Source organism: Nocardia sp. JCM 38205, from assembly GCF_058222935.1.
On the sequence record NZ_JBYHFL010000001.1, the window covers coordinates 748,417 to 773,081 of the forward strand.

At 68.6% G+C, this 24,665-nt stretch carries 24 protein-coding genes; 7 read left to right on the forward strand and 17 right to left on the reverse strand.

Going from position 1 to position 24,665, the window contains the following annotated elements; all coding sequences use genetic code 11:
* Positions 1-3: 3 nt before the first annotated feature.
* Genes AC4HOU_RS03475 through AC4HOU_RS03495 form a run of 5 tightly spaced genes read right to left on the reverse strand, consistent with a single transcriptional unit; the run spans position 4 to position 4,246 of the window.
* Positions 4-1,272, reverse strand: coding sequence for a cytochrome P450 family protein (locus tag AC4HOU_RS03475; RefSeq protein WP_163815504.1), 1,269 nt, complete (start codon positions 1,270-1,272; stop codon positions 4-6).
* Entirely contained in the window at positions 1,269-1,874 is a 606-nt protein-coding gene (locus AC4HOU_RS03480) for a GTP-binding protein (RefSeq protein WP_163815506.1), read from the reverse strand. Before AC4HOU_RS03480 ends, AC4HOU_RS03475 begins: the two co-directional genes overlap by 4 nt.
* Positions 1,849-2,196 carry a DUF742 domain-containing protein gene (locus AC4HOU_RS03485; protein WP_163815508.1) on the reverse strand — a complete coding sequence of 116 codons (348 nt, stop codon included), beginning with the start codon at positions 2,194-2,196 and terminating at the stop codon, positions 1,849-1,851. Before AC4HOU_RS03485 ends, AC4HOU_RS03480 begins: the two co-directional genes overlap by 26 nt.
* Positions 2,193-2,627 carry a roadblock/LC7 domain-containing protein gene (locus AC4HOU_RS03490; protein ID WP_036536188.1) on the reverse strand — a complete coding sequence of 145 codons (435 nt, stop codon included), beginning with the start codon at positions 2,625-2,627 and terminating at the stop codon, positions 2,193-2,195. Before AC4HOU_RS03490 ends, AC4HOU_RS03485 begins: the two co-directional genes overlap by 4 nt.
* The gene (locus AC4HOU_RS03495; protein ID WP_163815512.1) at positions 2,627-4,246 is read right to left on the reverse strand and encodes an ATP-binding protein; all 1,620 of its coding nucleotides are present in this window, start codon (positions 4,244-4,246) and stop codon (positions 2,627-2,629) included. The genes AC4HOU_RS03490 and AC4HOU_RS03495 overlap by 1 nt, the downstream gene beginning before the upstream one ends.
* 541 nt (positions 4,247-4,787) lie before the next feature.
* Here AC4HOU_RS03495 and AC4HOU_RS03500 point away from each other — a divergent pair.
* Entirely contained in the window at positions 4,788-7,013 is a 2,226-nt protein-coding gene (locus AC4HOU_RS03500) for a CHAT domain-containing protein (RefSeq protein ID WP_195019589.1), read from the forward strand.
* Positions 7,014-7,019: 6 nt separating this feature from the next.
* On the forward strand, positions 7,020-8,483 hold the full coding sequence (locus AC4HOU_RS03505) for an esterase/lipase family protein (RefSeq protein WP_195019590.1): 1,464 nt from the start codon (positions 7,020-7,022) through the stop codon (positions 8,481-8,483).
* A 200-nt stretch (positions 8,484-8,683) separates the two neighbouring features.
* Here AC4HOU_RS03505 and AC4HOU_RS03510 read toward each other — a convergent pair whose 3' ends face one another.
* From AC4HOU_RS03510 to AC4HOU_RS03540, 7 genes are read right to left on the reverse strand one after another with little or no spacing between them, the layout of a single operon-like run.
* On the reverse strand, positions 8,684-9,055 hold the full coding sequence (locus tag AC4HOU_RS03510) for a metal-sulfur cluster assembly factor (protein ID WP_490724114.1): 372 nt from the start codon (positions 9,053-9,055) through the stop codon (positions 8,684-8,686).
* Positions 9,052-9,546 carry a Fe-S cluster assembly sulfur transfer protein SufU gene (gene sufU, locus AC4HOU_RS03515; RefSeq protein WP_163815518.1) on the reverse strand — a complete coding sequence of 165 codons (495 nt, stop codon included), beginning with the start codon at positions 9,544-9,546 and terminating at the stop codon, positions 9,052-9,054. Before sufU ends, AC4HOU_RS03510 begins: the two co-directional genes overlap by 4 nt.
* 3 nt (positions 9,547-9,549) lie before the next feature.
* Entirely contained in the window at positions 9,550-10,803 is a 1,254-nt protein-coding gene (locus tag AC4HOU_RS03520; RefSeq protein WP_163815520.1) for a cysteine desulfurase, read from the reverse strand.
* 1 nt (position 10,804) lies between these two features.
* The gene (sufC, locus tag AC4HOU_RS03525; protein ID WP_036537750.1) at positions 10,805-11,581 is read right to left on the reverse strand and encodes a Fe-S cluster assembly ATPase SufC; all 777 of its coding nucleotides are present in this window, start codon (positions 11,579-11,581) and stop codon (positions 10,805-10,807) included.
* Positions 11,582-11,613: 32 nt separating this feature from the next.
* Positions 11,614-12,825 carry a Fe-S cluster assembly protein SufD gene (gene sufD, locus AC4HOU_RS03530; protein WP_163815522.1) on the reverse strand — a complete coding sequence of 404 codons (1,212 nt, stop codon included), beginning with the start codon at positions 12,823-12,825 and terminating at the stop codon, positions 11,614-11,616.
* Complete coding sequence (gene sufB / locus AC4HOU_RS03535; RefSeq protein ID WP_036537753.1) at positions 12,825-14,261, reverse strand: Fe-S cluster assembly protein SufB; 1,437 nt, start codon at positions 14,259-14,261, stop codon at positions 12,825-12,827. Before sufB ends, sufD begins: the two co-directional genes overlap by 1 nt.
* Entirely contained in the window at positions 14,258-15,157 is a 900-nt protein-coding gene (locus tag AC4HOU_RS03540; RefSeq protein WP_194992455.1) for a helix-turn-helix transcriptional regulator, read from the reverse strand. The genes sufB and AC4HOU_RS03540 overlap by 4 nt, the downstream gene beginning before the upstream one ends.
* A gap of 336 nt (positions 15,158-15,493) precedes the next feature.
* On the opposite strand from AC4HOU_RS03540, the gene mptB reads away from it, so the two are divergent.
* From mptB to AC4HOU_RS03560, 4 genes are all read left to right on the forward strand, one after another.
* Positions 15,494-17,233, forward strand: a complete 1,740-nt coding sequence (gene mptB / locus AC4HOU_RS03545) for a polyprenol phosphomannose-dependent alpha 1,6 mannosyltransferase MptB (protein WP_178128209.1) — start codon at positions 15,494-15,496, stop codon at positions 17,231-17,233.
* Positions 17,230-18,162 (forward strand): ABC transporter ATP-binding protein, encoded by a 933-nt coding sequence (locus AC4HOU_RS03550; protein WP_163815531.1) that lies wholly within the window; start codon positions 17,230-17,232, stop codon positions 18,160-18,162. Before mptB ends, AC4HOU_RS03550 begins: the two co-directional genes overlap by 4 nt.
* On the forward strand, positions 18,159-18,950 hold the full coding sequence (locus tag AC4HOU_RS03555) for an ABC transporter permease (protein ID WP_163815533.1): 792 nt from the start codon (positions 18,159-18,161) through the stop codon (positions 18,948-18,950). Before AC4HOU_RS03550 ends, AC4HOU_RS03555 begins: the two co-directional genes overlap by 4 nt.
* 116 nt (positions 18,951-19,066) lie before the next feature.
* A complete protein-coding gene (locus tag AC4HOU_RS03560; RefSeq protein WP_194991894.1) occupies positions 19,067-20,041 on the forward strand; it encodes a COX15/CtaA family protein in 975 nt (324 codons plus the stop codon).
* Between the two features lie 109 nt (positions 20,042-20,150).
* Here AC4HOU_RS03560 and AC4HOU_RS03565 read toward each other — a convergent pair whose 3' ends face one another.
* From AC4HOU_RS03565 to AC4HOU_RS03580, 4 genes are all read right to left on the reverse strand, one after another.
* Positions 20,151-20,567 carry an organic hydroperoxide resistance protein gene (locus AC4HOU_RS03565; protein ID WP_163815537.1) on the reverse strand — a complete coding sequence of 139 codons (417 nt, stop codon included), beginning with the start codon at positions 20,565-20,567 and terminating at the stop codon, positions 20,151-20,153.
* On the reverse strand, positions 20,564-21,034 hold the full coding sequence (locus AC4HOU_RS03570; RefSeq protein ID WP_194991893.1) for a MarR family winged helix-turn-helix transcriptional regulator: 471 nt from the start codon (positions 21,032-21,034) through the stop codon (positions 20,564-20,566). The genes AC4HOU_RS03565 and AC4HOU_RS03570 overlap by 4 nt, the downstream gene beginning before the upstream one ends.
* A gap of 133 nt (positions 21,035-21,167) precedes the next feature.
* A complete protein-coding gene (locus AC4HOU_RS03575; RefSeq protein ID WP_163815542.1) occupies positions 21,168-22,403 on the reverse strand; it encodes a PucR family transcriptional regulator in 1,236 nt (411 codons plus the stop codon).
* Positions 22,404-22,550: 147 nt separating this feature from the next.
* Positions 22,551-22,901 carry a hypothetical protein gene (locus AC4HOU_RS03580; protein WP_194991892.1) on the reverse strand — a complete coding sequence of 117 codons (351 nt, stop codon included), beginning with the start codon at positions 22,899-22,901 and terminating at the stop codon, positions 22,551-22,553.
* An 82-nt stretch (positions 22,902-22,983) separates the two neighbouring features.
* Here AC4HOU_RS03580 and AC4HOU_RS03585 point away from each other — a divergent pair, with 82 nt between their 5' ends.
* Positions 22,984-23,949, forward strand: a complete 966-nt coding sequence (locus AC4HOU_RS03585) for a quinone oxidoreductase family protein (RefSeq protein WP_194991891.1) — start codon at positions 22,984-22,986, stop codon at positions 23,947-23,949.
* A 16-nt stretch (positions 23,950-23,965) separates the two neighbouring features.
* Here the strand turns inward: AC4HOU_RS03585 and AC4HOU_RS03590 are convergent, their stop codons facing one another.
* Positions 23,966-24,565 carry a TetR/AcrR family transcriptional regulator gene (locus tag AC4HOU_RS03590; protein ID WP_309139025.1) on the reverse strand — a complete coding sequence of 200 codons (600 nt, stop codon included), beginning with the start codon at positions 24,563-24,565 and terminating at the stop codon, positions 23,966-23,968.
* Between the last annotated feature and the right edge of the window lie 100 nt (positions 24,566-24,665).

The following is a 24,665-nucleotide window of genomic DNA, read 5'->3' on the forward strand; positions in this document are numbered from 1 at the left end:
TCCTTACCCTATGTTCAACGGTGGGGATTCAGGGAAGACAACGGGCAGTGCCGTCAGCGCCCGGTGGAAAGGCCCTGGGCGCCACGACAATTCCTCCGGTGGTTCGGCGAGCCGCATCTCCGGCAGCGCGTCGAGCAGCTGGTCGATGGCCTCCTGCACCACCACCAGCGCCACCGACTGCGCGGGGCAGGCGTGCGGTCCGATGCTCCACGCCAGATGCGAACGGTTGCCCGCCAGCTCGCCGCCGCGGATCGCCGGATCGGTATTGCAGCCGGCCAGGCTGATCAGCACCGGCTGATGTGCGGGCAGCCACGCGTTGTCGATCAGGATCGGCTGGCGCGGGTAGGTGGTGCAGAAATTCGCCATCGGCGGGTCGTTGAACAACACCTCGTCGAGCGCGTCGCGAGTCGACAGACTGCCGCCGAGCATGTCGCCGCCGAAGCGGTCGTCGGTCAGCATCAGCAGCAGGGTGTTGAGGATCAGGTTCTGCTGCGGTTCGAGGCCGGCGCCGTAGAAGCTGATCAGATTCGACAGCAGCTCCTCGTCGTCCAGATTCGCCGGATGCGATACCAGCACCGAGGTGACGTCGTCGCCGGGCTGCGACCGCTTGAGCTGGATGAGTTCCATCAGCGCCTCGCTGAGGTAGTTCATCCCCCATTCGGCGTTGACGGTGTCGAACAGCGCGGCCATACCGGTGGCCACCCGCTGACCCAATTCCGGTGAGCAGCCGACCATCCGGTTCAGCACCTCGAACACCAGCGGAAACGCGTAATCGGTGACGAGGTCGGCCGAGCCCTTTTCGCAGAAGGTGTTGATCAACGGGATCGCGATCTTCTCGACCGTCGCGTTCAGCGCGTTCAGATCGATCTTGTCGATCCCCGCGACGTAGGCCTCCCGGTACCGAGCGTGTGCCGTTCCGCTGTTGCGCAGCGCGTTCGGATACCACTCCATCATCGGCTTGACCGGCGAATCCGGCGGAATACTCGTCTGCCAGGTGCGCGGGTCGGCCGGGAAGTGATCGGGATCGTTGAGGATCCGCACCGCCTCCTGATAGCCGATCACCAGGGTCGCGGGCACATCGGGAGCCAGATCGATCGGCACCAGCGAACCGAAACGCTTGCGCATTTCCCGGTAGGCGCGGTGCGGATCGTCGGAGAACTCCTCGGTGTACAGCGACACCCGGGGGCCGTCGGAATCGATCGGGGATCCGTGCGCGACAGGGCAACCGCTCAACGGTGCGCGCGCTGCGGTGACGGGGTTATGGGTTGTCAAAGACGAGACTCCAGTCGATGGAACAGGAATTCGACGAGCATGATCAACGAGCGCAGGCATGTGCCTCGGTCACGTGCGTCCAGAGCGGTCAACGGCGTGTCCGGGGTGAGGTCGAGCGCGTCCCGGATCTCGGACAGCGGAAAGCGGTTCGCGCCTTCGAACTCGTTGACGCCCACCGCGTACGGCACACCGCGTTCCTCGAGGACGGACAGCACCTCGTCGGACTTCTCGATCCGGCGGGTGTCGACCAGGACCAGCGCGCCGAGCGCACCACGGGCCAGCTCCTCCCACAACGGCACGAACCGCTGCTGCCCCGGCGTGCCGAACAGGTACAGCGCCAGTTCGGGATTGAGCGTGATGCGCCCGAAATCCATCGCCACCGTTGTCTGCACTTTGCCGGGCAGACCCGCCATATCGTCGATGCCGACGCTGGCCTGGGTGATGGTTTCCTCCGTGCGAAGCGGCTTGATCTCGGAAACACTGCTGACGAAGGTGGTCTTGCCGACGCCGAAATTCCCGGCGACGAGCAGTTTCACCGATCGGGTCACGGTCTCCGGCACATAGTCGACGGTGCGGTCAGGCCGGGAGAGCACGGAGCCCATTGAGAACCTCCTGGAGCAAAGCTATCTCCGGCAGTGATTCGGCCGGTGTGGGTATGGCGAGGTGTTCGGTGTCGAGGAGGTCGGCGGCGAGAATCTTGACCACCGAGGGCGGCAGGTCCAGGTAGGCGGCTATCTCGGCGATCGACAGCGCACCACGGGCACAGACGTCGGCCACTCGCCGCGCGTCGGGGCTCGTTCCCGGCCCCGGCTTCTGCACGGCGACGACGAGGGTGACCAGGTCCAATTCACGCGTCGGACGCGAGCGTCCCCTGGTCCGCACGTAGGCGCGGACCAGGTCGGGATCACGCCGCGGCCCGCTCATGACATTTCGCCGCCGTCAACGCTCCCGCGCGGCTGGCTGCCGAGTTCGTGGCCGACGCGGTCGGCCAGCTCGTTCATCCGGTGCGCGATGAGGCCCACGTCGATGTCGGTGGTGGTGGAAACTCCCAGCAGGGCGCCCTCGCCGGCCGCGGTGATGAGGATCATCCCCTGGTCGTACTCGGTCATGTTCTGCCGCACGCCGTTACCGGTGCCGCCGCAGAACTCACCGAGCGCCTTGCCGAGCGAACGCAGACCCGACGCCGCCGCGGCGAAACGCTCGGCGTCGTCCTTGGCGACTCCGCTGGAGTGCGCGATCCGCAGCCCGTCGTCGGACAGCAGGACCGCGAAGCGGACGCCAGGAATCTCGAGGTCCTCGAGTAACCAGCCGAGCTTGTTGGTGCTGTCGGTGACAACAGTTCTCGGTGAGCCCATCAGGATGTCATCCCTTCGGTGTCGTCGGTTGCGGCGGCGCGGCCGCTCTTGGAGCCGCTCTGCCAAGCGGCGGCGATCTCGGGCCGGGGCTTGCCCGGTTCGGTGCTCGAACCGTGCGAAGCGACCGGTGGCACCACCGCGACGGCGCGGCGGCGGCGCTTGGGCAGACCACCCGTGGTGACGTCGGTCATCGTGGGCCGGTCGTCGGTGTCCGGAAGGTCGGACAGCCCCGTCATCGCATTGCCCCCCGTCAACGTGGAACGCATCGGCGACTCGGACGCGCCGCTCCCCGCGGCCGATCCGAGAGTGGTCGAACGTACGGCGGTCGACTGCCCGGTAGTGGCGGCGGGCATGCTGGTGACGGCGGCCAGCGGCGCGGATTCCCTGACCCGGGCGCCCGCCGGCGCCGATTCGCCGTGCAGCACAGCGGCTGCCGGCCCCGAGGGCAGCGCCGCAGGCGCCGACGACGGGCCCGCAGCGACCGGCGCGGCCTCGCCTGCCTGCGGGGCCCGCGGGCTGACCAGCAACGATTCCGGGATGTACACCATCGCGCGCATGCCGCCGTAGGCGTTGGGCCCATCGATGTAGACGGTGAAGCCGTACCGGCGGGCCAGTGCAGCGATACCGGGGAAGCCCACCTTGGGGGCGGGTCCGAGCTGGTGGATGTCGACCGAGCGCTCGTGCGCGAGCACCTGCCTGGCCTCCTCCATCTGCTCGGCGTTCATCCGCACGCCCGCGTCGTCGACGATCACGGTGACGCCGTGATGGCCTTCCTGGAAGCTCACATCGACGTAGGAGGTGGGCGGGGAGTAGCGCAGCGCGTTGTCGATCAGCGCGGCGAGGGTGTGCACCAGCGGCTCCACCGAACGGCTGATCACCACCCGGTCCAGCTGACCCGAACGCACCCGCAGGAAGTCGCGCACGCGGCCGATCGCGCCGCCGACCACGTCGGTCAGCGACTGGGCGGGCCAGCGGCGGCCGGGCAGACCGCCACAGACGATCACATAGGACTGCGCCTGGCGGATCATCTGCTGCACGGTGTGGTCGATGCGGATGAGGGTTTCGTAGACGTCGTCGTCGCGGTGTTCCCGCAGCGCGGCACTGACCACCTGGCTCACATCGGCGCCGAGGCTGACCACCGAGGTGCCGAACGAGCGCACCGCGGCGCTGGTGGCCTCACGAGCGGCCGTTTCGGCCTTCTCGCGCCTGGCGGCCTCTTCGGCGCGCACGCTCGCCTCGGCCGCGGTGATGGCGCGATGGGTCTGCTCCTCGGCCTCACGGACCGCGTTCTCCCTGGTCTCGGTCTGGATCCCGCGCATGTCCTCGGCGATGCGTTCCGATACCCAGCGCATGACCTGCGCGAATCGCGAATCCTCCAGACCCTCGGGGACTTCGACGATGCTCGCGGGCTGCTCATGCCTGCGCACGGATTCCGTCAGCGACGGCAGCGTGGTGGTGGCGAACCGCTCCAGGATCTCTTCGCGGATGCCGAGGTCTCGCTCCAGCGCGTCGGCGCGGGTCTTCTGCTCCCGTACCGCCCGCACCGCGTACCAGGCCACCGCGAGGACGAGAGCAGGAGCCAAGATCCACGGAACCAGCACGGCGATATTCAGATTCATCAGCTCTCTCGTTGACGGGGCTCGAGGGAGCGCCACAAGATGCCACAGCCTGCTGCCACAGCGCTTCGTTTCGCCTTCCTCGTGACGCCCGACCATGACTGCACCCCTGGCCGGATGAGGTTTCGCGTCGGGCACCCGGCAGAGCATCGAACACCCCCGACGGCTGCCCGAAAGCAACCGCCGGACAAGCACTTCGATCGACCGCCGAGCCAACGGAACGCACCGGCCCGACAGCCCGGAACCCGACGACTCGCCCACCCTAGCAGCAATGCCGCGAACTCTCCGCCGAACTGGCAAGGCGGACTCACAGAACGCGATCCGTTGCGGCGGAGGGTATCCCGTTATCGCACGTCAGCGGCGTAGGCAGGGTTATCGGACCGCCCGGTCGGTCCGCCCTCGTCGGGTGCGGATCCGCCGCAACGCACGTTCGCGGGGATGTCACCGGGGTTCTTTGGACGGCCGCGCGTTTCTGGAAGACTTCGACGGACACATATCTGCTGTGCGCGGCGGCGAGGCAGGAGACACGACAGGAGGGATCCCCGTGGATTTCGATCTCGTGGTCGACCTGCTGATCGCGTACGCGGTGGGCCGGCGGGCGCGCAGCAAGCTACAGGTGGGCGCATTGAGTGGCCGGGCGCTCGACACCGCATCGACCTTGGTCGGAGAGCTCGTCATGACCGATCTCGGCAGCAACGCGGCCATCGACCAGCTGATGCGGGAAACCAGGTCCGGCGCTGAACCTTCCGAAGCGACTCGCATCGCCGCGCGCGAGGTCCTCCAAGCAACGGCGCGGATGCATCGGCCGTTCCGGAACGCACTGGTACGCGCCATTTCCGGACACCCGGGCAGCTACTACGACGCGGCGCCCCCACCGAACACGCAGCCCCCGCAGGGCGGGGGCTACCAGGGTTCGGCGCCGCGTCCGGCTCCCCCGCCCTACGGATCCGATAGAAAGCGGCGCAGGCGCAGGCTCCGCGATCTCGTCCGGCCGCACGGACAACAGGCGCGGGACCACAGTGCGGTACCGGGCGTGCCCGGCCGCCCCCGGCTCGGGGAGGCAGTCCAGCTCGGGCCTGCCGAGTCCGACGACACCCGCGAAACCGCCGAACGTTTGCGGCGGATGACGCAGTCGACCGACGACGAGGCAGCACCGGCGGACCGCGAACCGGACGAGGAGATCTGGGCCTACGCCTGCTATCCACGACTGGAGGCCCCCGATGTCGTCGTGGCGCACGAGCCGTTCCAGGTGACCGTCGGCCTGTCGGAGACCTTCGATATGGCCACCATGGTGTCCGGCCAGATGCACGTGTACTCCTCGGACCCGGAGTTCGAGATCGAGATCGAACTGCTGGTCGACCCGAAATCGCTGGTCGTCGCCGGTGATCCGCATACCACTGTGCGGGTGACGCTCGCGGATCCGTATCCGCGGCACACGTTCACCATGCGTGCGCTGACCGATCCGTCGCTGACCGCCGAACGCACCCTGCGGCTGATCCTCCGCAAACAAGGACGGATCATCGGGCTCGCTTCGCGCGTCCTCGTCGTCGCGCCGAATGCGAGCCGGCTGGCCACCACACCACCGCCACCGCCGCCGGCCCGTCAGCTGCTCGACCTCGGTTCGCTACTGGACGAGGCGCCGCCCGATCTCGTTGTCGTGGTCGTCCGGGCCGACGAACCGGGCACCTACCTCTGGGATGCCTATGCCCTCGGCGGACATCTGGCCATCCCGGACGCGCAGCGGCGCAGCCGTATCGACCACAGCGCACGGGATTTCGCGACCTACACGCGCCGACTGGTCAAGGCCGAGGCGTTTCGCGGAGTCGCGATCTTCGACAACCTGAAGGGTTACGGCGATCTGGTGGCCTCGGCGCTGCCCAGCGGTATCCGCTCGGCGCTGCGCGAACTGGTACGCGACCGGACCGGAGCGCCTGCGGTGCTGTGGCTGACCGAGGAGTCGTTCGTGCCCTGGGAGCTGGCAGTGCTCGACCCTCCGCTGCACACCGCGTACGCGGGGCTCGCCCCGTTTCTCGGCGCACATCTGGCCATGTCGCGCTGGCCGTTTTCGCCGGAAGGGCCGGCGCCGAGCCCGTGCCGGGAGCATCCGGTATTCGCCCAAGCCGTGCTCACCGCCGACTACGACGGCGTCAGGAACTTCCCTCCGCTGCCCGCCGCGGTCGCCGAGGCCGTGCGGTTCCGCGAGAAGTACGGGCCGGTCACGGCGCTGCCGCCGATGCGTGAGCAGGTGATCGACTGCCTCGAAGGCCGGGTGCCCGTCGATCTGCTGCATGTCGCATTGCACGGCACGTTCGACGATGCCGTCCAGGAAGACGGTCTGGTGCTGCTGGAGCCACGCGGCGACGGGTTCACCGCGTCCTTCCTCACCGCCCTCGCCGTGCGCGGGCTGCGCAATACCAGCACCACCCCATTCATCTACCTCAACGCCTGTTCGGTCGGCGCGGGCCAGTCGATTCTCGGCAGCTACGCCGGATTCGCGACCGCACTGTTGCGCACCGGCGCGATCGGTGTCGTCGCACCGCTGTGGACCATCGACGACACCGTCGCCGCCGAGCTGGCGGCCCGCTTCTACGACGGCGCCTTCGCCGATCCGCCCGTTCCGGTGGCCGAGCTGCTGCGGCGCGCCCGCGCCGAATACACCCGCGACCGGGTGGCGGCCGATCCCGACCGGATCACCCCGACTCATCTGGGCTACCTGGCCTTCGGTCATCCACGACTTACACTGCGGCGGAACAGATCACCGGAAAGGTAACGGCGCATGCCCGAAGAGTTCCTGCTCGATGAGGACGGCCGCGCGGTCCAGGTGCACCGGCGGGTCACCTTGCGCACGCCCGGCCTGACGGGGCGGGCCACCGTGCACGAGGCGGCCGGTTCCGGGACGCGCGGGGCCGAGCAGACCACGGACGCGCTGGTGACGGCGTTGGCGCTCAACGAGATCGAGGAGGATCTCACCGTCGAGATCCTCGATCCGCGGGAACGCACCGACGCGGTGGGTACCCGGGCGGCGGGCGGACCGGACGACATCGTCATGGAAGTCGACGATCCAGGGCCGGGGTGGCGGCAGGTGGTGCTGTACGCCTCCGAGGACGGCGCCATCACCTGGCATTTCCCGCAGGCGGCGCCGGGCGTGCTGACCTACCGGATCCCACGCCCGGTGGTGGGGCCGACGGAAGCGCCCGGTGCGCATCGCGGGTTGACCGGCGCGATCGGCACCAAGATCTTGAAGGTGCTGGTCTTCCCGTTGGTGCGCGAGGGCGCGGGCTGGGTGGGTGCGCGGTTCGCCGAATTCGTCGAGAACAGGCGGCATCCGCACCGGCTGCGGGCGGCAGGCCCGGACGATTACCGCGCGCCCGCCCCCGAGCTGAGCGCCGAGGCGCTGGCGCAGATGGGTACCGGCCGGGCGTTGTTGTTGCTGCACGGCACCTTCAGTTCGACGCACGGTGCCTTCGGCGAACTACCGGTGGCGACGATGCGGGAACTGCACGCCGCCTACGAAGGCCGGGTCCTCGCCTTCGATCATCCGACGGTCTCGCGCACGCCGGTCGACAACATCGGCTGGCTCGCCGAGTATCTGCGACAGCGCGGCACCCGATTGGACGTCGATATCGTCTGCCATTCGCGCGGCGGGCTGGTGGGGCGGGTGCTGACCGAGCGGCCGGATCTGGCCGAGGTAGCCGACACCCTGACGGTGGGCCGGGCGGTGCTGGTCGGCACCCCGAACGCGGGCACCGCACTGGCCGACGTCGGCAAGCACGAACAGCTGCTCAACCGGTTCACTTCGCTGTTGCAGCTGGCGCCAGACAACGGCGTCACCGATGCCCTCGATATCGTGCTGGCGCTGGTGAAGCAGATCGCGGCGGGTGTCGCGGAAGGTCTCGACGGACTCATGGCGATGAATCCGAGCGCACAGTTCCTGACCGAACAGCTCACCGGCCGCCATCCCACCACCGCGCGCTATTTCACCGCGGGCGCGAATTATGAACCACCCGCGGGCTCGTCACTGCTGCGCATCGCGGGCGACGGCGGGGTAGACCTGGTCTTCGGCCGCGCCGACAACGATCTGGTGGTGCCGACGGCAGGCGCGCTCGCCCTCGACGGCACCCATCCCCTGCCGGTCGCCGACCATCTCGCCGTCGACTCCAGCGCGGCGGTCGACCATTTCGGCTACTTCGATCACCCGGCGTTGAACGACTCCCTGGTGCGCTGGTTGCGCACGGGCTGATCACGCCGCCGGCGTCCCGGCCATCCGGCTACTCGCGGCGGCGTCGACCGGCCGATCGCGCCGGGCCGGGCAGCGGGTCACCCGCTCCGGCGACCACGCCCGCGCGCAGCCGCCGCCGCGTAGGGGCCCACCGAGTCCTGAGACGACCGTGACCACCGTGCTCGAGCACGGTGGTCACGGGAGAACGTATCGGGGTGCGGCTAGACGGTGAACCCGAGCGCGCGCAACTGCTCGCGGCCGTCGTCGGTGATCTTGTCCGGACCCCACGGCGGCATCCAGACCCAGTTGATCTTCAGGTCCTCGACCAGGCCGCTGCGCACCAGCGCATTGCGGGACTGATCCTCGATGACGTCGGTCAGCGGGCAGGCGGCGGAGGTGAGGGTCATGTCGAGGGTGGCGACATTGTCCTGATCCACCTGCATGCCGTAGACCAGCCCGAGGTCGACGACATTGATGCCGAGTTCGGGGTCGACGACGTCACGCATCGCCTCCTCGATGTCCTCGAGGTGCTTGATCTCCTCGGCCGACAGCTCGGCCGAGGCGGCGGCTTCGGTGGTCTCTGTTTCACTCATGACGTTTCCCCATTCGTGGACGGATCACTGCCCATTGTCCGCTTGGCGTCCTCGGCGGAGGTGATGCGGACCACCGCGTCCTTGAACGCCATCCAGCCGAGCAGCGCGCATTTGACCCGCGCCGGGTACTTGGCGACGCCCGCCAAGGCGATGCCGTCGCCGATCATGTCCTCATCGCCCTCGACGGTGCCACGGCTGGAGATCATCTCGTTGTAGGAGTCGACCACCTTCAGCGCCTGCTGCACCGGCAGCCCGATCACCTGATCGGTGAGGATCGAGGTGGCGGCCTGGCTGATCGAACAGCCCTGCCCCTCGTAGGACACATCGGCGACGTCGCCGTTGTCGTCCAGCTGGACGCGCAGGGTCACCTCGTCGCCGCAGGTCGGGTTGACGTGGTGCACCTCGGCACCGAACGGCTCCCGCAGCCCGCGGTGGTGCGGGTGTTTGTAGTGATCCAGGATCACTTCCTGGTACATCTGCTCCATGCGCATGACTTATCCAACCCCGAAGAAGCTCTGCGCCTTCCGCACGGCGGCGACCAGTTGCTCGACCTCGTCGACGGTGTTGTAGACCGCGAACGAGGCCCGCGCGGTGGCCGCGATGCCGAACCGGCGGTGCAGCGGCCACGCGCAGTGGTGGCCCACCCGGATCGCCACACCCTGATCGTCGAGGATCTGGCCGACATCGTGGGCGTGCACACCGTCGACCAGGAACGCCACCGCGCCACCGCGGTCGACGTTCTCGGTGGGGCCGATGATCCGCACGCCGTCGATCTCGCCCAGCCCGGCGAGCGCGGCGTCGACGAGGGTGTGCTCATGCGCGGCGACGGCTTCCATGCCGATGGCGTCCAGGTACCGCACGGCCGCGGCCAGGCCGATCACCTGCGAGGTCATCGGCACACCGGCCTCGAACCGCTGCGGCGGCGGCGCGTAGGTGCTGCGCTCCATGGTGACGGTCTCGATCATCGAACCGCCGGTGAGGAAGGGCGGGGTCTCCTCGAGCAGGGCCCGCTTGCCGAACAGCACACCGACGCCGGACGGGCCGAGCATCTTGTGCCCGGAGAACGCGGCGAAATCGACGTCGAGCTCCCGGAAGTCGACCGGCATATGCGGCACCGACTGGCAGGCGTCGAGCACGACGAGGGCGCCGACGGCACGCGCGCGGCGCACCAGTTCGGCGACGGGCGCGATCGCACCGGTCACGTTGGACTGATGGGTGAAGGCCACGACCTTGGTCGCCGGGGTCAGTTCCAGCGAATCGAGATCGATGCGCCCGTCCTCGGTGACGCCGTACCACTTCAGCGTCGCCCCGGTACGGCGCGACAGCTCCTGCCACGGCACCAGATTCGCGTGGTGTTCGAGCTCGGTGATGACGATCTCGTCGCCAGGGCCCACGTGGTACGGGAAGCGGTCGTCGCCGAAGGCGTTGGTGACCAGGTTCAGCGATTCGGTCGCGTTCTTGGTGAACACGATCTCACCCGCGTCGACGCCGACGAACCGCGCGATATCGGCCCGCGCGGCCTCATAGGCGTCGGTGGCCTCTTCGGAGAGCTGATGCGCGCCGCGATGCACCGCGGAATTGCTCTCCATGATGTAGGCGCGTTCGGCGTCGAGCACCGCGAGCGGGCGCTGCGAGGTGGCGCCGGAGTCCAGGTACACCAACGGTTTCCCGTCCCGGACCGTGCGGTTCAGGATCGGGAAGTCGGCCCGGACCCGGGCCACGTCGAGGGTGCGGACCGTAGCGGTCATATCAGGCTCCAGCGGTGGCGGACTGAGTGAAGCGGACGTAGCCGTTGGCGTCGAGTTCCTCGGCCAGTTCGGCGCCGCCCTCGGCGACGATGCGGCCGCCGACGAACACGTGCACGAACTCCGGCTGGATGTAGCGCAGGATGCGGGTGTAGTGCGTGATCAGCAGCACGCCGCCGTTCTCGCGCTCCTTGTAGCGGTTCACGCCCTCGGACACGATGCGCAGCGCGTCGACGTCGAGGCCGGAGTCGGTCTCGTCCAGGATCGCGATCTTCGGCTTGAGCAGGCCCAGCTGCAAGATCTCGTGGCGCTTCTTCTCACCGCCGGAGAAGCCCTCGTTGACGCTGCGGTCGGCGAAGGCGGCGTCGATCTCGAGCTCGCTCATCGACTCCTTCACCTCCTTGACCCAGTGCCGCAGCTTGGGGGCCTCACCGCGCACGGCGGTGGCGGCGGTGCGCAGGAAGTTCGACATCGAGACGCCCGGCACCTCGACGGGATACTGCATGGCCAGGAACAGGCCCGCCCGCGCGCGCTCGTCGACCGACATCTCCAGCACGTCTTCCCCGTCGAGGGTGATCGAGCCGGAGGTCACCGTGTACTTGGGATGGCCGGCGATCGCGTAGGACAGCGTGGACTTGCCGGAACCGTTGGGCCCCATGATGGCGTGGGTCTCACCGGAGCGCACGGTGAGGTTCACGCCCTTGAGGATTTTGATGGGCTCGCCGGTCTCGTCGGGGTTGGCGACCTCGGCGTGCAGGTCCTTGATTTCCAGGGTGGTCATGGAGTTCCTTTACGAAAGTTCGGGGGCTGGTATCAGGCGCCGATCGCGGCGAGTTCGGCCTCGATGGCCGCCTCGAGCCGCTCCCGGACCTCGGGGACCGCGATCTTCTGGATGATCTCGTGGAAGAAGCCGCGCACCACCAGACGGCGGGCGACGTCCTCGGGGATGCCGCGAGCGCGCAGGTAGAACAGCTGCTCGTCGTCGAAACGGCCGGTGGCGCTGGCGTGGCCGGCGCCGGCGATCTCGCCGGTCTCGATCTCCAGGTTGGGCACCGAGTCGGCGCGGGCGCCGTCGGTGAGCACCAGGTTGCGGTTGACCTCGAAGGTGTCGGTGCCTTCGGCGGCCGCGCGGATCAGCACATCGCCGACCCAGACCGTCCTGGCATCGCCCTTGGGCGAATCCGGGTCGCCCTGCAGCGCGCCCTTGTACAGCACGTTCGATTTGCAGTTGGGCTGCGAGTGGTCCACCAGCAGCCGCTGTTCGAAGTGCTGGCCGGCGTCGGCGAAGTAGAGGCCGAGCAGTTCGGCGTCGCCGCCGGGTCCGTCGTATTTCACGGTGCCGGTGAGCCGGACGAGATCGCCGCCGAGGGTGACCGCGATGTGCCGCAGCGTCGCGTCGCGACCCAGCTCGGCGTGGTGCGCGGTCGCGTTGACGGCGTCGTCGGCCCAGTCCTGCACCGCGACGACGGTCAGCTTGGCGCTGTCGGCGAGCACGAATTCCACGTTCTCGGCATAGGTTCCGCTGCCACGCTGGTCGATCACCACCGTGGCGACGGCGAAGGGATCCAGCCGGATCTGCAGATGCCCGTAGGCGGTCTTGCCCTCCCCCGGGCCGGTCACGGTGACGACGACGGGTTCGGCGACCTCGGTCTCCGCGCCGACCGACACCACGGTCGCCTCGTCGAAGCCCGAGTAGGCCTGCGCCGCGACCCGATCGGCGGGCACTCCGGCCTGCCCGAGGCGCGCGTCGTCGCGTCCGACGGTTTCCACGCGCACGCCCTCGACCGAGCCGACCTCGATCGTGGCGGCGCCGTCACGCACCGCGGTGCCGTCGTGCAGTCCGCGCAGCCGGCGCAGCGGCGTGAATCGCCACTCCTCGTCGCGGCCCGAGGGGATCTCGAAGGCGTTGACGTCGTAGGAGGTGAAGACCTCGCCCTTGTTGACCGCGGCCGTAGCTCCCGGGTTCTGAATCGGCACGGTCTTGGGGTTCTCGCCCTCGACCGCACCCACCACACCAGTTGCCATCAGCCGACGGCTCCTTCCATCTGCAGCTCGATGAGCCGGTTCAGTTCCAACGCGTATTCCATCGGCAGTTCCTTGGCGATGGGCTCGACGAACCCACGCACCACCATGGCCATCGCCTCGTCCTCGGTCAGACCGCGGCTCATCAGGTAGAACAGCTGATCCTCGGAGACCTTGGAGACCGTAGCCTCGTGGCCCATGGTCACGTCGTCCTCGCGGATGTCGACGTAGGGGTAGGTGTCGGAGCGGCTGATCGTGTCGACCAGCAGCGCATCGCACTTCACCGTCGACTTGGAGCCGTGCGCGCCCTTGTTGACCTGGACCAGGCCGCGGTAGGAGGCCCGGCCGCCACCGCGCGCCACCGACTTCGACACGATGGTCGAGGAGGTGTGCGGCGCCAGGTGCAGCATCTTCGCGCCGGTGTCCTGGTGCTGGCCCTCGCCGGCGAAGGCGACCGAGAGCACCTCACCCTTGGCGTGCTCGCCGGTCATCCAGACCGCCGGGTACTTCATGGTGACCTTGGAGCCGATATTGCCGTCGATCCATTCCATGGTCGCGCCCGCCTCGGCCTTGGCCCGCTTGGTGACCAGGTTGTAGACGTTGTTGGACCAGTTCTGGATGGTGGTGTAGCGGCAGCGGCCGCCCTTCTTCACGATGATCTCCACGACCGCCGAGTGCAGCGAGTCGGACTTGTAGATCGGCGCGGTGCAGCCCTCGACGTAGTGCACGTAGGCGCCCTCGTCGACGATGATCAGGGTCCGCTCGAACTGGCCCATGTTCTCGGTGTTGATCCGGAAGTAGGCTTGCAGCGGAATGTCGACGTGCACGCCCGGCGGCACGTAGATGAACGAGCCACCCGACCACACCGCGGTGTTCAGCGCGGAGAACTTGTTGTCACCGGCGGGGATCACCGAGCCGAAGTACTGCTCGAAGATCTCCGGGTGCTCGCGCAGGCCGGTGTCGGTGTCGAGGAAGATGACGCCCTGCTTCTCCAGATCCTCACGGATGGAGTGGTAGACGACCTCGGACTCGTACTGCGCGGCGACACCGGCGACCAGGCGCTGCTTCTCCGCTTCCGGGATGCCGAGCTTGTCGTAGGTGTTCTTGATGTCCTCGGGCAGGTCTTCCCAGGTCTCGGCCTGCTTCTCCGAGGAGCGCACGAAGTACTTGATGTTGTCGAAGTCGATGCCGTCGAGGTTGGAACCCCAGTTCGGCATGGGCTTGCGATCGAAGATGCGCAGCGCCTTGAGCCGCTGCTCGAGCATCCAGGGCTGCTCGTTCTTCTTGGCCGAGATGTCGCGGACGACAGCCTCGGACAGGCCTCGTTGCGCGCTGGCACCGGCCACATCCGAATCGGCCCAGCCGTAACCGTATTTGCCCAGCGAAGCGATGGTCTCTTCCTGGGTGAGCGGTTGCACCTGGTCGGTGGTCGTCGTCATTCGGCACTCCTTCCGGAGTCGATCGTTGCTTCCGTTGCGGGCTGTGCAACGGCTGATGGAGAGGCTGTATTCGGTTCGGTGGCCGGTTCGTGGTTCACCTGGCCGGGGGTGAGTACCAGCAGCGGCACGTGCGTCGTGCAGGCGCAATCGCCGTTGGCGATGGTGGCCAACCGCTGCACGTGCGTACCGAGCAGTTCCCGGAACGCCTCGAGCTCGGCCTGGCACAGCTGCGGGAACTCCTCGGCCACGTGCGAGACCGGGCAGTGATGCTGGCAGATCTGCACGCCCGTGCCCACCTTGCGGGTGGTCGCGGCGAAGCCCGCGTCGGTGAACGCCTCGGCGATCTCCTCGGCCTTGGCCTCGGTATCGGCCTGAGTGTGCTCGCGCACCGGATCGATCCCCGACACGATAGTCCTGGCCCGTTTGCGGGCGAACTCGGTGATGGCCTTCTCGCCGCCGATCTCGCCGAGCTGGCGGATCGCGGCGCCGGCCAGATCGTCGTAGGCGTGGCCGAGACGGCCGCGCCCGGCGGCGGTGAGCTGGTACTGCTTGGCGGGACGGCCGCGGCCCTTCTGCTGCCACGGCGCCGACCGGCTCGCACGGGCCTGACCGGAGTCGATGAGCGCGTCGAGGTGACGGCGCACGCCGGCGGGAGTGAGCCCGAGCCTGGCGCTGATCGCGGTCGCGGTGATCGGTCCCTCTTCCAGCAGCAGCTGGACGATGGCCGCGCGGGTATGACCTTCACCGGACGTCGCGGGCGCAGCACTCGATGCGGTACCGGCCCGGTGACCAGCCCTTTCATCGGCGTTCGGCAAACCCACGGTTTTCACAACATCAGTGTGGCGGAATTCGTTCCCGAAATCTAATAAGGGTCCCCTGACCTCGGACGTCGGCATTCGGCCAGGACCGCCGGTCACAGCCGCCTCACCTCCGGTTTCGCATCGAACCCGCAGGTCATGCCGCACTGGCCGACTCCGAAAGGTGAAGCAAATCACTCCCCCGTGTTCCGGGGAACGGCACATCATCACCACCCGGCAACGCTGGTCCGGCCGGTGCCACTTCCCTCTGGGCGGCCAACGAGCACGTGGCTCGGCCCCCGCGCAGATCGCCGGGACCTCCCGCGGCCACCGAGGTCGCCCACCGGACAACGCCGGATGCTGGTGGTTTGCCACTGCGGCCCGGCCACTACCGGCGTCCCGGAGCACCCCGCCACCGTTGCGTTCACTTCGCCCATGCGCCCAGGCTGTCGCCGGGAGACAACCACGCTCGCCCCATTACGCTTGCCTCTCGTGGCGGTACTGGAAGGCGCGCGGCGCAAGACATCGACGCTGGTGCGCCGGGCACTGGGGCTGGACGCACCGGCGGCGGATCACACCATCGCGGTGCTGCACCGTGACGAATCCGAGGTGCCCGGTCTCGACCGCAAGGAAACGGTGCAGCTGAACCGGATCCGGCTGCTCGGCGCCACCGGCACCGTCCTCATGGCCATCAGCGCGCTCGGCATCGGCGCCCAGCCGGTGCACCAGAATCCCACCTCCGGAGTGCGGGTGCTCGGGATCTTCGCCCGCGCGCATACCGGCTCGCTGGCCATGTGCATGGTCGGCACCGTCGTCGTGGTACTGGCCTGGCTGCTGCTCGGCCGCTTCGCCGTCGGCGGCATCGGCGGCGCGCCCATCCACCGGCTCACCCGCTCGCAGATGGATCGCACCCTGCTGCTGTGGATCATCCCGCTCAGCGTCGCGCCTCCCCTGTTCAGCAACGACGTCTACTCCTATCTCGCGCAGAGCGAGATCGCCGCCCGCGGTATCGATCCCTATAAGGAAGGACCGGTCGCCGGGCTCGGCATCGATAACGTCCTCACCAACAATGTGCCGACGATCTGGCGCGACACCCCCGCCCCGTACGGTCCGCTGTTCCTGTGGATGGGCCGCGGTATCGCCACCGTCACCGGCGACAACATCATCGCCGGAGTCTGGGTGCATCGCCTGCTCGCGCTGGCCGGTGTCGCGTTGATCGTATGGGCGCTGCCGCGGCTGTCGGTGCGCTGCGGTGTGGCGCCGGTGAGCGCGCTGTGGCTGGGCGCCGCGAACCCGCTGGTGCTGTTCCATCTGGTCGGCGGTGTGCACAACGATGCGCTGATGCTCGGGCTGATGCTGGCCGGCGTCGAACTGACCCTGCGCGCCATCGAGGACACCCATCCGTTCGACCGGCGGGCCTATGCCCTGCTCATCGCCGGCGCCGTGGTCATTTCGCTGTCGTCGTCGGTGAAGATCACCTCCCTGATAGCGCTCGGGTTCGTCGGGATGGCGCTGGCCAGACGGTGGGGCGGCGGGTTCAGGCAGCTGGTCACCGCCGCCGCGCTACTCGGCGTGATAGCCCTGGCGACAACACTGTTCGTCAGCCTCGCCAGCGGGCTCGGATTCGGCTGGACGCAGACCTTGAGCGTGGCCAACGCGGTGCGCAGCTGGATGTCGCTGCCCACCGCGCTCGGCATCATCACCGGGTTCGGCGGAGTGCTGCTCGGGCTCGGCGACCACACCACCGCCCTGCTGAGCATCACCCGTCCGATCGCCGCGGTGGCCGCCGGATTCGTCACCGTGCGCATGCTGGTGGCGACCGGCACCGGCCGGCTGCATCCGGTCGGCGCGCTCGGGGTCTCGATGGGTGCGATCGTGCTGCTGTTCCCGGTGGTGCAGCCGTGGTATCTGCTGTGGGCGATCGTGCCGCTGGCCGCGTGGGCCACCCGGCCCATCTTCCGCGTGCCTGCGGTGGCGCTGTCGGCGGTGGTCAGCGTGCTGCAGATGCCGCGCGGGGCGGATATGGAGGTTTTCCAGATCGTCGGCGCGGCCATCGCCACCACCATTGTGTGCGTGCTGTTCATCGTGGTGACGCGCAACGCGCTGCCGTGGCGGGCCCAGACAGGGGTGTCTGCCCGGTCACAGCCGGCCACGGCTTACGGTGTGAGATCGTGACCGAAGCCTCCGGACCCGCCGTGCGCGTCGACGGCGTCGTCAAGCGCTACGGCGAGACCACGGCGGTCGACGGGGTCGGATTCGACGTCGAACGCGCCCAGGTACTCGCGCTCCTCGGGCCCAACGGCGCGGGCAAGACCACCACTGTCGAGATGTGCGAGGGTTTCGTCACCCCCGACGCAGGCACCGTCCGTGTGCTCGGCCTCGATCCGATCGCCGACTCCGACCGGCTGCGCCCGCGCATCGGCGTGATGTTGCAGGGCGGCGGCGCCTATCCCGGCGCCAAGGCCGGGGAAATGCTCGACCTGGTCGCCTCCTACTCCGCCGACCCGCTCGACCCCGAGTGGTTGCTGCGCACCCTCGGCCTCGACGACAACCGCCGCACCCCCTACCGCCGGTTGTCCGGCGGTCAGCAGCAGCGGCTGTCGCTGGCCTGCGCGCTGGTGGGCCGCCCGGAGATCGTGTTCCTCGACGAACCCACCGCGGGCCTGGACGCCCAGGCCCGGATCATGGTGTGGGAGTTGATCGATGCGCTGCGCCGCGACGGCGTCACCATCGTGCTCACCACGCACATGATGGACGAGGCCGAAGAGCTGGCCGATCAACTGGTGATCATCGACCACGGCCGCATCGTCGCCGCGGGCACGCCCGCCGAGGTGACCGCACACGGCGCGGCCGGCCAGTTGCGCTTCACCGCGCCACCGAAGCTCGATCTGGAACTGCTGAAAACCGCCCTGCCGGAAGGCTTCTCGCCGCGCGAGACGAGCCCCGGCTGCTACCTGGTGGAGGGTGAGATCGATCCGCAGGTACTGGCAACGGTGACGGCGTGGTGCGCCCGGGTGAATGTGCTGGCCACCGATATCCGCATCGATCAACGCCGCCTCGAGGACGTCTTCCTGGAACTCACCGGACGGGATCTGCGCGGATGACCAAACCCGATCTCAGCACCAACCGCTTCCCCGCGGGCACCTTCACGCCCGCGCCGCGCCCGAACAAGCGCGCCACCATGCTGGCCGCGCAGACCCGGCTCGAGCTGATCCTGTTGCTGCGCAACGGTGAGCAACTGCTGCTCACGATGCTGATTCCGATCACCCTGCTGATCGGGCTCACTCTGCTGCCGTTCGGCGATCTCGGCACCGATCGGGTCGATCAGATCGTGCCCGCGGTGATGATGGTCGCGGTGATGTCGACGGCGTTCACCGGGCAGGCGATCGCGGTCGGTTTCGACCGCCGCTACGGCGCCCTCAAACGGATCGGGGCGACCGCGTTGCCGAAATGGGGCATCGTCGCCGGTAAGAGCGCCGCGGTGCTGATCGTGGTGGTGTTGCAGGCGGTGCTGCTCGGCCTGATCGGCGCCGCCCTCGGCTGGCGGCCGGAACCGGCGGGGCTGCTGCTCGGCGCGGTGGTGATCGCGCTCGGCACGGCTACCTTCGCCACGATGGGTCTGCTGCTGGGCGGCACGCTCAAGGCCGAAGTGGTGCTGGCGCTGGCGAATGTGCTGTGGTTCGTCATGCTCGGCGTGGCCACCGTGGTGTTCGCCTCCGACGACCTGCCGACCGCGGTGAGCGTGCTGGCGCGGTTGATTCCCTCGGGTGCGATGGCGGTGGCGTTGGAGGACGCGCTGCGCGACAGCATCGACTGGTTCGGCGTCGCCGTACTCGTGGCATGGGGTCTGATCTGCGGTTTCCTGGCCACCCGGTTCTTCCGCTTCCACTGAGAGGGTCGGCGTCGGCACCGGCTGCGGCGAACCGCTCGGGTTCCCGGCCACGATCAAACGACGGCTTGTAGTAGTCCGCCTGCGGGCCGCCTCAGCGGTGCCGCTACCATCGTGACGTGCTGTATCGCGCGTTCCTGCGTCTCGTCGACCGCCTGCCGCTGCTGTCCCAGCGCGGCCAGCTGCTGATCGCCGCCGGGGTGATCGCCTCGCAGGCAGGCATCTCGGTGACCGGCGCCATCGTGCGCGTCACCGCCTCCGGCCTCGGCTGCCCCACCTGGCCGCAATGTTTCCCAGGCAGCTTCACTCCGGTGGGTGTGTCCGAGGTGCCGGTCCTGCACCAGACCGTCGAGTTCGGCAACCGGCTGCTCACCTTCGTGGTGACGCTGTTCGCCGCGCTCATCGTGCTCGCGGTGACCAGAGCACGACGCAGGCGCGAAGTGCTGATCTACGCCTGGCTGATGCCCGGCGGCACGGTCGTTCAGGCCATCATCGGCGGTATCACGGTGCGCACCGGTCTGCTCTGGTGGACCGTCGCGGTGCATCTGCTGGCGTCGATGGTGATGGTGTGGCTCGCGGTGGTCATGTATGCCAAGATCAGCGAGCCGGACGACGGCGTGGAGACCGTCCGCGCACCCGCTCCCCTGCGCTGGCTGACGGTGCTGAGTGGCGCCGCCCTCGCGGGCACCCTGATCGCGGGCACCCTCGTCACCGCCGCGGGCCCGCATGCGGGCGACAAGAGCATCGACCGCCCGGTCGAACGGCTCGAGGTCGAGATCGTGACGCTGGTGCATCTGCATTCGCAGCTGCTGGTCGGCTATCTCGCCCTGCTCATCGGCCTGGCCTTCGGGCTGCTGGCGATCGGGGCACCGAAACCGGTGCGGACCCGGATGTGGGTGCTGCTCGGTCTGGTGCTCGCGCAGGGGCTCATCGGTGTGGTGCAGTACTTCACCGATGTGCCCGCCGCGCTCGTCGTGCTGCATGTGGGCGGTGCGGCGGCCTGCACTGCCGCCACCGCCGCACTGTGGGCGTCGCTGCGGACCAGGGAACGCGTCGAGGCTCCGGCCGCCGATCCGGCGGTCTCGGCCGCCTGATCGCACCCCGCCTCGCGTTCCCTGACGGGCTGGTGCGTCCGACTCGCCCTGACGGCCCTCGCCGAGCCCGGAGGCGCAGCGGCGTTCGGCCGCCGACACCGCCGCTCGATCAGGCCAGCGTGAGCTGGACGTCGATATTGCCGCGAGTGGCGTTGGAGTACGGGCACACCTGATGGGCGGCCGCGATGAGTGCCTCACCCTGCGCGCGCTCGATGCCCGGCAGATCGACGGTCAACGCCACCGTGAGTCCGTAGCCCGCGCCGTCCGGGCCGATGCCGACCGCGCCGGTGACCGAGGTGCCGTCGAGGGCGACCTTCTCCCGGCGCGCCACCACCTGCAACGCACTGTGGAAGCAGGCCGCGAATCCGGCCGCGAACAACTGCTCGGGATTGGTGCCCGTGCCGCCCGCGCCACCGAGTTCCTTCGGGATGCTCAGATCGAGGTCAAGCGCGGCGTCGGTGGAGCGGACGTGTCCGCCGCGGCCTGCGCCGGTCGCGGTGGCTTCGGCGGTGTACAGGGTGGTCATGCGTTCTCCTCGGGGTTGTCCAGCACCAGTTGCTGGTTGTCGATGAATGCGGTGACCGCGCGCAATTGCGCCCGGAAGCCGGCGAGTTCGGAGGCGTCCAGGCCGGTCGCGCAGCCGATCCGGCGGGGCACGGCCTTGGCGCGTTCGCGCAGCGCCCGGCCCTCGGGCGTGGCCTCGACCAGCACCGAGCGCTCGTCGCCCGCGGCGCGCCTGCGCTGCACCATTCCGGTGGATTCGAGCCGTTTGAGCAGCGGCGAGAGCGTGCCGGAATCCAGTTCCAGCGCCGCGCCGAGTTCCTTGACGCTCACCTCACCGCGCTCCCACAGCACCAGCATCACCAGGTACTGCGGATAGGTCAGGCCGAGCTCATCCAACAGCGGCCGATACAGACGGATCATCGCCCGCGACGCGGAGTACAGCGCGAAGCACACCTGGTTGTCGAGTGCGAGCTCATCGATATCGGTCATCGGTCACCACCTCCACCACTGAACGGTAGTGGGCAATTAAGTTGCGCACAACCAAATTGCCTGTGATGCGCGACTCGTGTGCCGCTCAACCGACAAAGCTTCGGCCCCCTGGGTTCCCTGGGGGCCGGAAGGATCAGGCGGAATCAGCCGTCGCGCCGCGATAACTGCGCGCCACCAGGGCCGAGGTGAGATACCACAGCCCCGACGGCTGGGTCGGGTCGAAGCCGGTCAGCATGCGCACCCGCTTGAGGCGATAGTCGAGGGTGTTGGTGTGCATATGCATCAACCGCGCGGTGCGCTGCCGGTTGAAGTTGTTGGCGATGTGCTGGCGCAGCGTCTCCAGCAGTTCCGGGTGCTCGTCGAGCGGATCCAGGATGCCGCTGAGGTATTCGCGTGCCGGACCGGGCCGGGTGATCTGGTATTCGAGCGCCAGATCGTTGAAGCGGTGCAGCCCGCCGAGCCCGGAGATCCGCTGCACCGTGTCGAGCAGCTCATGGGCCTGGTCGGACGCGGCCGGAATCTCGGCGGGCACGGCCGCGACCACGGTCGCGGTGATCGGCACTCGCGCGGCGGCCGAGAGCTGGGCGATCAGCTCGTCCAGCGTCTCGTCGTCGACGTCGATCGAGGGCAGCAGCAGCGTGCCACCGTCGACGCTCAGCAGCGACAACGCCCGATCACCGCAGCGGGTGGCCAGTTCGGCCTGGATGCGCCGCAACTTGCGGCGAGCGACGATCTTGCCGTCGACCGCGGGCGCGGCCTCATCCGGGTGCGGCGGAATCGCCAGCGCCAGAACCGCGTAGGAGGCGGCGATCTCGATCCCGCACTCCCTGGCCATGGTCGAGGTGCTGTGCCCGCCGAGCAGCGCCGAGGTGAGCGTGTGCACCGCGGTGTGGTGTTCGCTGACCACGGACCGGTATTCGCGCACATACGCCATCGAGACCGTGGTCGTGATGGTGTCCAGGATTTCCAGCAGCCGCCGCGCCGTGGTCACCAGATCGGCGTAGTCGGCCGGCGAGGCATTGCTCAGCAGGGCGTCGAGGCCGAGTTTGAAGCCCTCGTGGATGGCGTGATTGATGGTGTCGATCGGTACGCCCTCGCGGGCCCATTCGGCGGCGGCCTCGCCCACCTGGTCGATCTGCTCCGGCAGGTTGTGGCCATCGAGCAGATTCAGCGCAAGTTCCAGGCAGACCCGGGTCACCGCGGTGACGTCGCCCTGGAGCGCATCACCCGGCAAGGTCCCGCAGGGCGCCACGTGCTCGATGAAGTGCCCGACCATCCGGCGCGAGAGCGTCGACACATCGCGCAGCTGGCTGGTGATCGGGCGGCCGGCAACGGTGAGGCGCGGGCGAGTCGAGTCGACGACCGTCATATCGATTCCTTCTGGCCCGAGGTTGATCGCGGAGTGATCACGGTAACGCGAATAGTTACCGGCCAGTAGGGGTTGGCGGCCGAGTTGTGACATCAGCCAATGCCGCGGCAGTGCGCCTGTGACGGCGCACAAACCGAAGCCGGTGAGCTATCGCTCGTTGCGCGCCTTGGGGAACCGGGTCTGCTTGGCCACCCAACCGGCCATCTTGGCCCAGTGGCCGGTGCGCGGGGTGACGATCGAGGTCAGCTCGCGCTCCCATTCGTCGGCTTCGCTGAGCCCGTCCACCCGCTCGACCAGCGCCTTCGCGGTGTCGAGATCGGCGACCACCTGGTCACCGAGGATGCCGTCGGAACCGACCAGGGTGACCCGCACACCCATCCGGCCGATCGGCTGCAAGACGGCGGTAGCGGAGCCGCCGTGCTCGGCGACGAACTTCTTCACCGAGTCCACGACGGAACTCGGGACCTGCGCGGTCACGGTGGCGACATCTGCACTCATGCCCGCAGTTTACCGGCGGGTAAGAAAAGCTCCACCCCGGCGGTGGGCTGGATCGGGGTGCCCTCGGTGTAGAACTGAGTCCATGCGCGCCATCCAGGTTTCCGAGCACGGTGGTCCCGAGGTTCTCACCTACACCGAGGTGCCGGACCCGCAGATCGGGCCCGGTCAACTGCTGGTCGACACCGACGCGATCGGCGTCAACTTCATCGACACCTACATCCGCACCGGCACCTACAAGCAGCCGGTCCCCTACATTCCCGGCGCCGAAGGCACCGGTGTGGTGGCGCAGGTCGGCGCCGAGGTCACCGAGTTCCAGCCGGGAGACCGGGTGTGCTGGGCGGCCGCGCCCGGCAGTTACGCCCCGCTGGTGGCGGTCGACGAGGCCGTCGCGGTCGCGGTGCCCGATGACGTCGACCCGCCCGTCGCGGCCTCGGCGCTGCTGCAGGGCATGACCGCGCACTACCTGATCGAATCGATCTACCGGCCGGAACCCGGCGAGACCGTGCTCGTGCACGCCGGCGCCGGCGGTGTCGGCCTGCTGCTCACCCAGATGGCGGCCGCGCGCGGCGTGCGCGTGATCACCACGGTGTCCTCCGACGAGAAGGAGACCCTCTCGCGCGCGGCGGGCGCGGCCGAAGTGCTGCGCTACGGCGATGATCTGGCCGAGCGGGTACGCGCTCTGACCGACGGCACCGGTGTGGCCGCGGTCTACGACGGCGTCGGGGCCGCGACCTTCGAGGCGAGCCTGGCGTCGTTGCGGATTCGCGGGATGCTGGCACTGTTCGGGGCCGCGAGCGGCCCGGTGCCGCCGTTCGATCTGCAACGGCTCAATGCGGCGGGTTCGCTGTTCGTCACCCGGCCGACGCTGGCGCACTACACCCGCGACCGGGCCGAATTGCTGTGGCGGGCCGGTGATGTGCTCGAAGCGATCGCGGAGGGCGCTTTGGCGATTCGCGTCGGCGCGACCTATCCCCTGGCCGAGGCCGCGCAGGCGCATCGCGATCTGGAGGGCCGCAAGACCACCGGGTCCATCGTGCTGCTGCCCTGAGCAGGCGCGGCGCGGTTCAGTAGTCGCGGCCGGTGAGCCCGCGGTAGATGAACCGGGTCAAGCCCTCGATCGCCTCGTCGTCCGAGAGCTGCACCGAGCCGTCCTCCACCCCGCCGAGAACGCCCTGGGCGAGGTAGAACACCATCGCCAGGCTGGCATCCACCCCGCTGGGCAGCTGTAATCCCTTCGCCGCCAGCCCATCCAGGTGGTCGGCGATATCGGCGCGCTGCTCGACGCCGAATCGAGCGAGCGTGCGCGCGAAATCCTCGTTGACGATCGCCGCCTGCCCCATGGCCCGCAGCACCACCGCGTGTTCTCTGGCGAACTTCCAGTACGCGGCGATATGGAAGCGCACTGCCTCCGGGTCGCTGAAATCCGGGTTGTGCTCGGGTTGTTCGGCCTGCGCGTCGCCGACTTCGGCCAGATCGGCCAGGAGCGCTTGCAGCAGCTCCTCTTTGCTCGCGAAGTGGTTGTAGAACGAGCCGGCGGCCCGGCCTGCGGCGGTGGTGATGTCGGTGATCTTGGTGTTGAGGTAGCCGCGTTCGGCGAATACCCGGCGCGCGGCGTCCTTGAGCGCCTGTTCGGTCTCCACCGATCGCTCTCTGCGGCTGGCCACCACATCACCTCCTTGACAAGGCAACCTACCAACTCCAATACTGAATCCATATTCAATGAATCGCAATTCAGTTATGCGGTGCCCGCTGGTCCAGGAGTTC